General features: G+C 39.1%; 8 protein-coding genes. 2 read left to right on the top strand and 6 right to left on the bottom strand.

Annotation, left to right across the window (positions count from 1 at the left end):
• Positions 1-79: 79 nt before the first annotated feature.
• Positions 80-1,804 carry an acetate--CoA ligase gene (acsA, locus tag RCP16_RS08905; RefSeq protein WP_308642217.1) on the top strand — a complete coding sequence of 575 codons (1,725 nt, stop codon included), beginning with the start codon at positions 80-82 and terminating at the stop codon, positions 1,802-1,804.
• A gap of 114 nt (positions 1,805-1,918) precedes the next feature.
• On the opposite strand, the gene RCP16_RS08910 is transcribed toward acsA, so the two are convergent.
• The 4 genes from RCP16_RS08910 to RCP16_RS08925 form a co-directional block, all read right to left on the bottom strand.
• Entirely contained in the window at positions 1,919-3,526 is a 1,608-nt protein-coding gene (locus RCP16_RS08910) for an ATP-binding protein (protein ID WP_308642218.1), read from the bottom strand.
• 176 nt (positions 3,527-3,702) lie between these two features.
• A complete protein-coding gene (locus RCP16_RS08915) occupies positions 3,703-5,427 on the bottom strand; it encodes a carboxylesterase family protein (RefSeq protein ID WP_308642219.1) in 1,725 nt (574 codons plus the stop codon).
• A 331-nt stretch (positions 5,428-5,758) separates the two neighbouring features.
• Positions 5,759-6,919, bottom strand: a complete 1,161-nt coding sequence (locus tag RCP16_RS08920) for a C40 family peptidase (protein ID WP_069328424.1) — start codon at positions 6,917-6,919, stop codon at positions 5,759-5,761.
• 167 nt (positions 6,920-7,086) lie between these two features.
• Positions 7,087-8,676 (bottom strand): N-acetylmuramoyl-L-alanine amidase family protein, encoded by a 1,590-nt coding sequence (locus RCP16_RS08925; RefSeq protein WP_308642220.1) that lies wholly within the window; start codon positions 8,674-8,676, stop codon positions 7,087-7,089.
• A gap of 604 nt (positions 8,677-9,280) precedes the next feature.
• Here RCP16_RS08925 and RCP16_RS08930 point away from each other — a divergent pair.
• Positions 9,281-10,324, top strand: coding sequence for a glycoside hydrolase family 53 protein (locus RCP16_RS08930; protein ID WP_273593838.1), 1,044 nt, complete (start codon positions 9,281-9,283; stop codon positions 10,322-10,324).
• Positions 10,325-10,494: 170 nt separating this feature from the next.
• On the opposite strand, the gene RCP16_RS08935 is transcribed toward RCP16_RS08930, so the two are convergent.
• Together RCP16_RS08935 and RCP16_RS08940 are read right to left on the bottom strand one after the other, a co-directional pair.
• The gene (locus RCP16_RS08935) at positions 10,495-11,967 is read right to left on the bottom strand and encodes a glycoside hydrolase family 32 protein (protein ID WP_308642221.1); all 1,473 of its coding nucleotides are present in this window, start codon (positions 11,965-11,967) and stop codon (positions 10,495-10,497) included.
• Positions 11,968-12,114: 147 nt separating this feature from the next.
• Positions 12,115-13,092 (bottom strand): LacI family DNA-binding transcriptional regulator, encoded by a 978-nt coding sequence (locus tag RCP16_RS08940; protein ID WP_069328427.1) that lies wholly within the window; start codon positions 13,090-13,092, stop codon positions 12,115-12,117.
• Positions 13,093-13,352 lie beyond the last annotated feature (260 nt).

Consider the following 13,352-nt stretch of genomic DNA (forward strand, 5'->3'; position numbering starts at 1 on the left):
AATCGTAGTATTGTTTTTTGTAAGCGCTATATATGGTAATCGCACACAAGATCGTATCTCAGTAATCATGGAGGTCATTATGGGAAAAGATAACGTGGAAACTATTGCTGTAGAAGCTACACAAGCCAATATGATGGATTATGAAGAAGCCAGTCGCACATTTGACTGGGCTGATGTAGAAAAAAGGTTCTCGTGGCATGAATCAGGAAAAGTGAATTTGGCTTATGAAGCGATAGATCGTCATGCTATTTCTGGACGTGGTGATCATATCGCTCTTCATTACAGTGATGCAGTACGTACTGAATCATATACTTTTGAACAATTACGTCAAGAATCGAATCGTGCTGCTAATATGCTTCGCCAACTAGGGATCGGTAAAGGTGATCGGGTCTTTATTTTTATGCCGAGAACACCTGAACTGTACTTTACACTACTCGGTATTATCAAAATCGGTGCAGTTGCAGGGCCTTTATTTGAAGCTTTTATGGAAACGGCAGTTAGAGATCGCTTGGCAGATAGTGGTGCTATCGCTATTATTACAACCCCCAAATTGGTTGAACGGGTTCCAAGTGCTGATTTGCCAGAACTTCAACATGTGATTCTTGTAGGGGAAGCAGAAGAAATTACTGCTCCTTATATTGATTTTGCCCAAGAAATGAGCAAAGCTTCTACTGAAGCAGAGGTCGAATGGGTAGATCTTGATGATGGTCTAATCCTTCATTATACTTCAGGCTCTACAGGCAAGCCTAAAGGCGTGTATCATGTCCATCGTGCGATGATTCAACAAGAATACACTGGACGGATTGTACTCGATCTTCAAGCGGATGATGTGTATTGGTGTACTGCTGACCCGGGTTGGGTCACAGGAACGTCTTACGGTATTTTTGCACCGTGGTTAAATGGAGTGACTAACATCGTGCGTGGAGGACGATTCAGCCCGCAAGATTGGTATGAGACGATTGGACGCTATCAAGTGACCGTCTGGTATAGTGCGCCTACTGCTTTCCGGATGTTAATGGGAGCTGGAGATGAAGTTGTTCAGCAGTATGATCTCTCTTCACTTCGTCATGTATTAAGCGTAGGTGAACCGCTGAACCCTGAAGTTATTCGCTGGGGTTATCGTGTCTATGGACAACGGATTCATGATACATGGTGGATGACAGAGACAGGTGCACAGCTTATCTGTAACTACCCACGTATGGATATCCGCCCTGGTTCGATGGGTCGTCCGATTCCGGGCGTAGAAGCAGCTATTATTGATGATGCTGGTAATATCCTTCCTCCTCTACGAATGGGAAACTTGGCGATTAAGACACCATGGCCTTCAATGATGTACAAAATCTGGAATAATCCTGCCAAATTTGAAGAATATACACGTATTCCGGGATGGTATATCTCAGGAGATTCTGCTTATATGGATGAAGACGGATACTTCTGGTTTCAAGGACGGATCGATGATGTTATTAATACCTCTGGTGAGCGTGTAGGTCCATTTGAAGTCGAAAGTAAACTGGTAGAACATCCGGCAGTTGCTGAAGCAGGAGTTATTGGTAAGCCTGATCCTGTGCGTGGTGAGGTTATCAAAGCCTTTATTTCGCTTCGAGAAGGTTATACAGCTACCGAAGAATTGAAGCAAGAGATCACTCGTTTTGTCAAAGAAGGATTATCTGCTCATGCGGCTCCACGTGAGATTGAATTCAAAGACAAACTTCCCAAAACACGCAGTGGTAAAATTATGCGTCGTGTCTTGAAAGCTTGGGAGTTAGAATTACCTACGGGTGATTTGTCGACTATTGAAGATTAATAGAAATGCTTAATAGCTGAAGTACAGCATCTGAAGTAGACTCAATTCGTAATATCCAAATAGATAAGATCAAAAAAAACCGCCCCTTTTAATCAAGAGGCGGTTTTTTTGATCTTATTTTTGTAGTTCTTGTTTTACCGAGTCAATCATTTCAGCTAGCTTTTGAATAGGTAAAGGCTTAGATAGAGCACCGTTCATGCCTGAAGCTGAGATCTGTTCCTGATCGTCTTTGAATACATGAGCTGTTAAGGCAACGATAGGAATCATTCGATTCTGAATCGTACTCGAATGGCGAATCTCATCTGTAGCTTGAAGCCCATCCATTACAGGCATTTGAATATCCATCAGCACCAGATCATAAGTCGAATCTTTTTCTAATGTACGAACAGCTTCTAGACCATTTTCTGCAAATTCTGCGCGATGCCCCAGCTTTTCTAACATACGCATCGTAATAAGACGGCTAATCCGGTCATCATCAGCTAATAGTATTTTTAAGCTATTAGGATTGGATTCAGTAACCATATCTTCTGGTGGTTCGATATCTTGTACTAAAGGCGTGTATTCTTTGTTCATCCCTTCACTCGTAGACGTATGAGCATAACCCATTGGAATCGTAAATTGGAAAATTGTGCCGATTCCCGGATCACTATCCACCGTGATCTGTCCACCCATTAACTCAACAATTTGCTGACTAATAACAAGTCCTAGACCTGTCCCACCAAATTTGCGAGTCTGTGAATCATCTACTTGACTGAAACTTTTAAATAATTTAGGCATGTCTTTTTCTGCAATGCCGATACCTGTATCTTTAACTTTAAAATGAAGCATCAACTTATCTTCAGATAGTTCTTGTCCTTCAAGTGAAATCTTTACCGAACCTTCTGCTGTAAATTTGATAGCGTTACCAATCAAGTTATTCAGCACTTGCTTCAGTCGGTGCGGATCTCCTAGCACGATTTGAGGTACACGTTTACCGATATGAAGAAGCAAATCGATCTTTTTCTCTAACGCTAACGGACGGTGCGCTTTGATCGTAATATCCATCAACTCATGAATATTATATTCGATATTTTCAAGATTCATTTTTTCTGCTTCGATCTTAGAGAAATCCAGTACATCATTAATTAATGTTAATAATGTCTCTGCACTATTTTGAACAATCTTCATATTATCGCGTTGTTCTTGATCAATCTCGCTTAATAAGATCAATTCAGTCATCCCGATAATACCGTTCAATGGTGTGCGGAACTCATGACTCATATTAGCGATAAAACGGCTTTTCGCACGATTAGCGGCTTCTGCTAATTCGGCTGCACGTTTAGCTTGTTGCTCCGCTGTTTTGCGATCTGTAATATCAAATTGAATCCCTACAAAATAATGGCATTCACCATTTCGATCAAAAATAGGATCTAAATTAATTTCATTCCAAAAAGGAGTTCCATTCTTTGTATAATTCAAAATCTCGATGACAGCAGATTCTTGTTTATTCAATGCTTCACGAATCTTTTTAACTGCTGCTGGATCGGTATCTACCCCTTGTAGAAAACGACAGTTATATCCGATCGCTTCGTTTTTAGTATAACCTGTCAATTCTGTGAAATGACTATTTACAAAAACAAGCGGAAAGTCTCTTCTTCGTGCATCTGCAATCGTTACAGAAGATTTTAGATTCTGTACTACATATTCCCAGTCGACTGCTGCTGTTTTAGGATTTATATTCATGGTGCCTCCCAAAGATTTATGTCAAGTTCATCCATTAGTTATATCTATCATATAATTATAGCTAAATTTAAACAAGTAGAAGGATATTCAAACTTTTTATTATAATAAAAAAAGTACTGATTAGCGAGTAACCTCTGCTGATTCAGTACTTTTCATTCTAGTTTATATCATTTGTTCTAATATTGTGACTCCATAAAAAATCTACCTTTTAATACGTTGTCCCATACTACAGACTGAGCAGATTCCGATAATGAAGATTGAATCGATTTTTTCATTGTAGCTGATGTTGGTGCTGGCTCAATCATTTTGATATTGGCTTGCTTATTATTCGCATCAAATTGCAATAGTTGTCCTGATTGTTGCCATGATTGCCACGCAGGTAATGCCCCGCTATGAATAGGTTGATCATGCAAGAAATGACGAATGTATTGACGGTAACGATGCATCAATTGTACTCTTCCTGCTTGATTATCTTCTTTGTAAAATTGATCTTTAAATAATAATCCATAATTACTTTGCGCAAAGTTACCACTTAAGAAGTCCATATCTACGCCATGAGTAGCTGCTAGGTATTTGGCAGGTGCTTGTAATCCATCTACATCGGTTCCCCATGCAAAACGATACACATAGATCGGTAATGCTTTACTATCTTTGGTAAATGTATTCGCTACTTGATCGGCATTAAACGCGGAATATAATTGACTTCCATATTCGGTCGCTTGCCAGAACTGCTTCTGCTCTGCTTTGTCCCATGTATTTTTGGTAAAATGGTCGCTAAACTGAGGATCATAAGCAGCAAACACATTAAACTCATTTTTCATACTACCAATTAACATCGGTACACGATTGTATTTACCACTTTGTACAACATCGAATCCATTTTTCGGTAGAACATATCCATCTGCAAATAAATGCGGAAATTCAGACATTCGAATCATAACGCTACCTACAGCTTGAACCAGTTGTTTACTATCCAGTGAACGTAGCGTTTGTTGTAATGTAGTAGCATCTGTTTTTTTAAGATACGTGAGTGCTTCACTTTCAGTAGCAGCTTTACCTGCTTGAACTAATACTTTGGCTAATTGAGTATTGGAATAAGCTTGCCCTTCCGCTGGTGTAGCTGTGGTCATTCCTCCACTTAAAGGCATCGCTTTGGTAAATAATCCTTTGGCTAGTGGTGAAATGACTAAGGCTAATACATCGCGCGCTCCGGCAGACTGACCGCCTAATGTTACATTATTGGAATCACCACCAAAGCTACCAATCTGCTGTTGTACCCATTTCAAGGCTGCAATCTGGTCTAATAAAGCAAAATTGCCTGAATCTTCTGCTGGATCGCCACTTTGTATTGCTTTGTTATGAATCCATCCTAATAAGCCTAAGCGATAATTCACAGTCACAACAACCGAGTCCGTGCTAGTAGCTAAAGACTGCGCTTCCAGAGCAGCCGAACTTCCTGTTACATTTCCACCACCATGCAAAAAGACAAGCACAGGCAGGTCGGTTGCAGACGTATGTGGTCGATAAATATTAAGATATAGACAATCTTCATCACCGACGACTTTACCCTCTGCTAATTGAGTACAGATATTGCCTGCTTGGAGAGCATTATAATGCTGTGTTGGAGAGGATGAGATCAGTTGAGGTGCTTTCCAGCGTAAGTCTCCTACAGGAGCTTGAGCATAGGGAATACCTGACCATACTAATGTATTATTGTTACCTGCTTGTAACCCTTTAAATATACCTACACTTGTGGGTTGCTTTACATTTTCTTCATATTTGTAGTTCATCGTATCACTCTTTGTTTGGTTAGATTGAACGGCTGCTTCTGCGATACCGTTGTTAGATAATATACACATGAATACAAGCAACCACAACCATTGAACTTTTTTCTTCATCATTTGAATACCTCCTTGATTAGCAAATCGTTTGATTTTATAGATGTATACAAAGAAAAGCACTATTTCTATAACTATGTAGATCAAGATGAACGCAAAAAAACCTAATCTAACCACAGAGGATACACAGTAATGTGTTCTTCTATCGTCAAATTAGGTTTTGCCTGCTAGAGCAGTAACAATCCTTTATATTACAGGTAGTATACACTCTTTTGGTAACGCTTACAATATATTTTGTCGAAAATAGTAAAAACTTGTTCTCTCTGCCTTAAGTAAGGTAAAGAAAACAAGTTTTTACTATCTTGATCTATGAACTAATCTACATTCTTTTGAACTATTGCAAAACACGGCGAGCCGTTACATAGTGCTTCACCCAATAATCAAGATCTAGATTAGAAATAGCGATACCGTCCAAACTCACACTATTATGAACTAGCTTGTTATCGCCAGCATATATGCCTACATGAGAAATCACATTTGGATCTCCACCTGAGAAGAAAAGTAAATCTCCTTTTTGCCATTGTCCACGTTCAACTTCAATGCCTACATTTTTCTGATATTGTGTTCCCCAAGCCAGATCAATACCTGCTTGTGCGAATACATACCGTGTAAATGAAGAGCAATCAAACAATGTAGGTGCTTCATTTTTGCCATAACCATAATGCGTAATTCCTTGTAAAGCTAATGCACTACCCAGAATAAGATCAGCGGTCGCTTCATCCAAAGGTGACCCTGTTGCTAGTGTAGGTGGTGGTGTAACCGTTACAGGTGGCTGGAATGGAACATCATCCACTTCTGGAATTGCATCTACAGGTAAGCTTGTAAGCACAGGTGTGGCTGAAGCTGGTAATGTATACGATACGTAATCTGTTGATACATAACCGATGGTGCCTGTATTATCTTTGATTTTGATCCAAGAAGCACTAGGTTGTTCCAAAGCTTTGAACGTTTCACCGACAGGCATCACTCGTAATACAGCACTACCTGTTTTGGGCTCTGCTCTAAAATTAACACCCCGTTCGATAATGCCTGTACCTGGATCATTGGTACGAGGTACTGTTGTCACGGGTGGTGTACTTGGCGATACTGGCGCAGGCGCACTGGCTTGCGTGATCGTTGGTGTATCTTTTGGTGTCTGAAGCTTAGAAGACGATTGTTCTTGACTGGATACTGTATTGGTAGACGTTGTTGGTGTACTTATCGTCTCAGCGTCTGCTGGCTTAGGTGTATAGTTGATATAACTTGCCGATACATAGCCTGTTTTTACGCCTACTTTGACTCGTAACCAATAACTATTTACTTCTCGAAGTATTTTAATATTCGTTCCAGGTTGGAGTGTACCATACACTGTACTATCTGCTGACGGACCTGAACGGAAGTTAACTGGCAGATTCACTTTGCCTACCGGTACAGGCGTTGCTGCTGCTTCCATCATTTGAGGCGTAGAAGTGAGCAACACAGCCGCTGTCACCAGAGTAATAAGATTTCGTTTCATAGATGCCCTCCTTGAAAATTCTGTTGCGATTGGTCTGATGTCTCCTGATGTGTAGAGTCTATGTATTAACCACAAAAATGACAAGTTCGTCATTAGTTTACCGTGGTTAATTACCACTCCATCTTAATAATGAAACATTAGTGGTCGAATACATTTCCAAAATAATGTTATTCTACCCCTAAATATTCTTTAATACCTGCCACAACAGCTTCTGCTAATTGTTCTTGAAAGGCATCGGTATACATTAAAGCTTCATCTTTCGGACTACTTAAATATCCAGCTTCGATCAATATAGCAGGCATTTTCGTCTCGCGTGTCACATGAAGACTCTTCTGATGAATACCACGATCCGATAATCCTAGAGCTGCTACCACATGTTTATGCACGATTTGTGCAAGACTCAAGCTACTTGTACGGCTGTAATACATTTCTGTACCACTTGGAGAAACAGCAGAATCTGTACTATTTCCATGAATCGATACAAATACATCGGCATTCAGATCATTGGCAATCTTCACACGATCTGGCAAAGTAGGATAACTATCATCGCTACGTGTTAACACAAAATCGATATTCGGCTCTTGTTCTAATAAAGCTTGAATTTTGAGTACGACTGGCAATGTAAAGTTTTTCTCATATCGTCCTGTCAGACTGATTGCACCTGAATCTTTACCACCATGACCTGCATCAATAACGACTAATTTCTTGCCATCTTTCCCTGGTCCAGAACCCGGTGTGACAGGGACAGCCGTCGAAGGTGTATCGGTTGGAGTCGTATTCGGATCGTTATTAGGATCAGAAGCAGGAGATGTTGAACCGTCTGGATTAGTGACTACAGGATCGGTAGACGTATTCGGATTACCTGATACCTGTGTGTTTCCGTTATTGGTGGTCGTTCCTGTTCCATTGTTGATTGTAGATGCTGGTTTAATTGCACCATCTAATTCGACAATGACTACACCTTTATTGTTATTGATCACTTTGTATTTCTGTGCGTTATTCAGATCCATCACGACACGCACTGTAGATGGTGCATTACTAAATAATGAATAACGGATACCTGCTACATCTGGATCACCTGCTACATCGACTTTTCCTACATTACCTAGATTCATTACTTTTCCATTTAAAAATGAATCTGAAAAAGCAGTTTTCGGTAAATCAAGCACGATACGATTTGGATTCGTCAGTGCGCTGTATTTAGGTGATGCTGTTCCATTTAACGTCACTGTTAAGCGACTATCACTAAAGCTAATCGCTTGCAAAGCAGAAGCATTGGTTGTATCTGCTGGTGTTGTCGTATCTGGAGTCTTATCAGGTACAGAAGGTTCTATTTTTTTAGGTGTAGTTAGAAAAACCGTTTTAACCGTATTGTCCCATTTGACTGTTGTTCCTGTATTTTCACTGATAAACCGAAGCGGAACAAGCGTTGTTCCATTTTGCAATAAAGGCGCTTCAGGTAGATCAATCAATTTATTGTCGACCGTAGCCACATGACTACCTGCTACAAGTTGTAATGTTGTTTTATCTTTTTTAATCGTTGCTGTCTGTGCCTTATTCGACCAGCTCACTTTGTAACCTAATTGTTCTACGATAACACGTAGCGGTACCATCACTGTTCCATCTACTGTCTCTACTTGTCCGCTTGCAGGTAGAGCTAACTCTTGCCCATCCAAATTAATATGAGTGCTCGCTGTAATGGCAGCATGTCCTGTCGAAGGCAAGACTACCATCAAAATCATGATCAGAGTTAGCATCCATAAACTTATTCTTTTCATATCATCCCTACCATTCCCTGGTTCACATTATGTATGATGCGATGTCCCAGTCATTATTGTGATACAAGTGCCTATCCGATGAGTTCTATTGTGTGGGTAAAGGAAATACTGAATACATTATTTATCGGTAAGTTCAGACATAACCTTTAAACGATCGACACATTTTTATAACATTCTTGTTATTTATTTCGCCAATTGGGTATACAACTCCTTTTAAAAAGAAAAATCGTTTATAAAAAGAACAACTTTGTTAGCAAATAAAGGCATTTTATACGTAATGTTTACTATGTAGTAACAGTACTATCATAAAGTGTATGTCTACCGTTTGTAAATAATCAATATATATTTTTTAACATATTGTGTAAAAGCTATCTTTATATAGATATGGTGTTTGATGTTCACCTAACTATAGAAATATTCATTTAACGAATCTTTATTGTCAAAAGTGCTAAAATATTGAGTTTTTATAGGTACCTTTCCTTTGACCTGCAAGCTACAATAAATCTTGTTCCTTCGCAAAAGGAATCTTTTTAAAACGTTTAATGTAAACGCATACAATCAAAAAGAACTGAGGAGGTTATTTATGTTCAAGTGGTCTGGTAAAATCATGAAACGTATATCCGGGGTTGTATTGAGTCTTTCTATTCTAACAGGATTAAGCTATAGTGTCGCTCCACTGACTTCTACAGCAGATGCGGCTACATTTGCCAAAGGTGCTGATGTTGGTTGGTTATCTGAAATGGAATCGTATAACTGGGCTTTTTATAATGATGCTGGCGTTAAGCAAGATGCTCTACAAATTCTTAAAGATCATGGAATGAACTCGATTCGTCTACGTGTATGGGTTAATCCTGCTAAAAATTTCTCTAATAAAGCAGATGTGATCAAACAAGCAGTTCGTGCTAAAAAAATGGGTTTCCGTATTATGATTGATTTCCATTATAGCGATGTCTGGGCTGATCCTGCTCATCAGACCAAGCCTAAAGATTGGGCTAGCAAAGATTTTAACGGATTAATGAAAGCTGTCTATGATCATACGTATGATGTGCTGACTGCTCTCAAAGCGCAAGGAGTTACGCCAGAATGGGTACAAGTTGGTAATGAAACGAACAACGGTATGCTCTGGGAAGAAGGACGTGCTTCTGCTAATATGAAAAATTTCGCCTGGTTAATCAATTCCGGGTATGATGCGACAAAAGCAGTCAATAGCAGTACAAAAGTGATTGTTCATTTATCTAACGGCTATGATAATTCATTGTATCGCTGGATGTTTGATGGACTCAAAGCGAATGGTGCTAAATACGATGTCATCGGAATGTCGCTTTATCCAGAGAAAAATAATTGGCAAACTTTGAATCAACAAACGTTAACCAATATGAATGATATGGTTGCTCGTTATGGCAAAGAAGTCATGGTCTGTGAAGTCGGTATGGATGCTAGTGATCCGGCAACGTCTAAAGCTTTTTTGACCGACATTTTGAACAAAACACGTTCTGTATCTGGTGGTAAAGGATTAGGTGTGTTCTATTGGGAACCTCAGTCTTACGGTACGTGGTACGAATATACTAAAGGGGCTTTTGATGCTAAAGGGAAAGTGACGATTGCTTTAGATGCGTTTTTGAACTAAAAGCTGGGGTCGGTTTCGTGCTGAAAAGGGAGAGCACTTCAGGGGCAGTATTGTCCTTGTCGTCGCTATTGATAGGAACTATTTAATGAGCAGGCGGAATATGTACAAAGAAAAGAGCTATTGGGGCTGTGTTGTTAACAGCACAATAGCTCTTTTTTAGATAAAATAGGTTATATCTGTTCGGGTTTGGCTAGGTTCCAGATGTGTAAAGATTGTACTTGAGTGATACCGTTGGAATATAACGCAATACCTTGTGATTCTGGTTGTGGATAGATGCGTCCGGTCATTACTTTTTCGCCATCTTGTAAAAACACTTCCACTGAAGATAAGTCTACAAAAATGCGTAGGTGTAGTTGACCTTCGGGTGTAGTTAGCGAAGCGATCCGCTCACCGCCTGGTCCGATACCCGATTGGTCACGATTAAAGCGGAATAATTGTTCCAAAGGTGAGTAGCTGAGTACTGTTGTTTCTGCTTCACCTGTACGTAAATGTATAGCAAATTCTTCGGATTTGCTGACGTCGATATTCAGTTCAATCTCGTAACTTTCGCCTCTGTAATCCAACACTTGTTGTCCTTGTACTTCAAATGATTCTGCATGTAATCCTTCTAAGCGAGATTGCTCCAATTCAGCAACAGGACGGAACAATAAGCGTTCACCGTCACGGATAACTTCGCGTGGTAACGTCATCGCTCCTGCCCAGTGATGTCCATTTTGGGTAGGCATTAATGCTTCCCAGCTGTCCATCCAACCGATCATGATACGTCTACCTTGCTGATCGAGTGTAGTCTGACAAGCATAGAAATCAAAGCCATAGTCAATCGGAATATACTGTTTATAATCAAAAATGCCTGTATCAGTATCAAGCTTACCTAACATATATACAGTGGAATGTAAATTATGATAATTATTTCCTTGCGGCGACATTCGTTGTGGAGACATCATTAATACATCTATACCATCCAAATCGAACACATCCGGGCATTCCCAGTTGTCGCCCAATGTACCGTCGCTTTGTGCCATCACATTCATATATTCCCATGTATGAAGATCCACCGAGCGATAAAGTAAAATCAATCCTTTACCTTGATCATCATTGGAGCCAAGCACCATATAAAATTGTCCATTCCGTTCAAACACTTTAGGATCACGGAAATCTTTTTGACTGGTATGTGCAGGAATTTGATCGGTATTAATGACTGGATTATGAGCATCTTTTGTAAACAGAATACCATCTTGTGATATCGCTAGATTCTGAACTTGATAATAGTCTTTGGTAATATCAGGTCCTGTCATAATATGCCCTGTATATAGTAGATATAGACTGTCCTTATGCTCTATCGCACTTCCTGAAAAACATCCATCACGATCATATTCTTGATCCGGTGCCAGAGCGACAGGTAGATGTCTCCACTCGATCAAATCTTTACTGACTGCATGTCCCCAATGCATGGGTCCCCATACTGGTTGATACGGATGATATTGATAAAATAAATGATATTCCCCTTTATATTGAACAAAACCGTTAGGATCATTGATCCATCCAAATTCGCCCATAAAATGATAATGCAAACGATATTGATCGACTAGCAAATGTTTGGACTCAGCAACAAAACGATTGGCACGTTCGATACTATAACTCATTTTTTATCTTCCCTTCTTCTATTTAATAAGAAAAGTAAATATGGTTCGAGTAGATATCTATAAGTGACAGGGTGTCATAATAAGAGTATAGATTGCCCGGAGCATCCTATCAATCGGTTAACATACATTTTATAAAAAACCTCCACACTACAGGGTGGAAGCTCTTTCAATAAGCTCAACATCTAATTGATTTTTGATCACATATTCTTCTTTGTTTATTTGTTGACTTAATAACTTAATCGCTAACTTCCCTATGTCTTCTATAGGTTGGCGAATCGTTGTTAAAGAAGGTGTGATCCACGGTGCAATACTGACATCATCATAGCCGATAACTTTAATTTGTTCAGGTACCTTGATGCCTAGCTCTATACATTCTTTGATCACATAAGCTGCAATAATATCACTGGTTGCAAAAACGCCATCCAGATCGGGATGATCGGCTAACAATTGACGAATCATTTTTTGATATTCTTGGTTATGAAAGACATTCGTATCTGTTTCGATAACAATATGTTCAACATTATGTACATTGACTACATCCAAAAAAGCTTTACTTCGCTCATTTGCAAGTAAATTCAATTGTAAGTTTCCACAAATATGAGCAATCTTTCGGCATCCTTGCTTAATAAGCAATTCGGTTGCCAGCTTGCCTCCCATATAATTATCAGACGAAATGTAAGGAATATCTCCTATTTGCCGGTCAAACGTAACAATAGGGCTTTGCACATTCTGATATTGTTCTGTCTCCAGTGTATGGCTACTCATAATAATGCCATCTACTCGATTACCTCGCATCATATCAATATATTCTTTTTCTTTAACCGGATCTAGATGAGAGTTACATAACAATACCTTCATTCCATTTTCATAAGCATAATATTCAATCTGACTGGCAAATGCTGCGAAAAAAGGATGGGATACATCCGGCACAATTAATCCAATAATATTGGACTGCTTGTTTTTGAGAGAACGTGCAATTTCGTTAGGCTGGTAATTTAAGTGTTCCATCGAAGAGTACACTTTTTTACGAGTCTTATCACTGATATAACCCCTGTTATTGAGTACACGGGATACTGTTGTTGGAGTGACGCCAGCATGTTTGGCGACATCATGTATGGTCGGCATGTCTCTCCCCCTCTTGATAATTTGAATAATAAACAATAAATGTAAACGGTTTAACTTTCTCTTTATAGCGATATGTGTTTCTTTCAGATTTCAATATATATGAAAGCTCAACAATATTCAATGTTATTTTAATTGTTTCGACATATATTTTATTTTCAAAGCATTTTTACGACAATTATATATCAAATTAAAGATAAAAATTAAAATACATATAAAAATAAGGAAGGAATGAGTGATCCATTCCTTCCCTACTTTGATCT

The sequence above is a fragment of the Paenibacillus nuruki genome (assembly GCF_963311185.1).
GTDB classification, from domain to species: Bacteria; Bacillota; Bacilli; order Paenibacillales; family Paenibacillaceae; genus Saccharibacillus; species Saccharibacillus nuruki.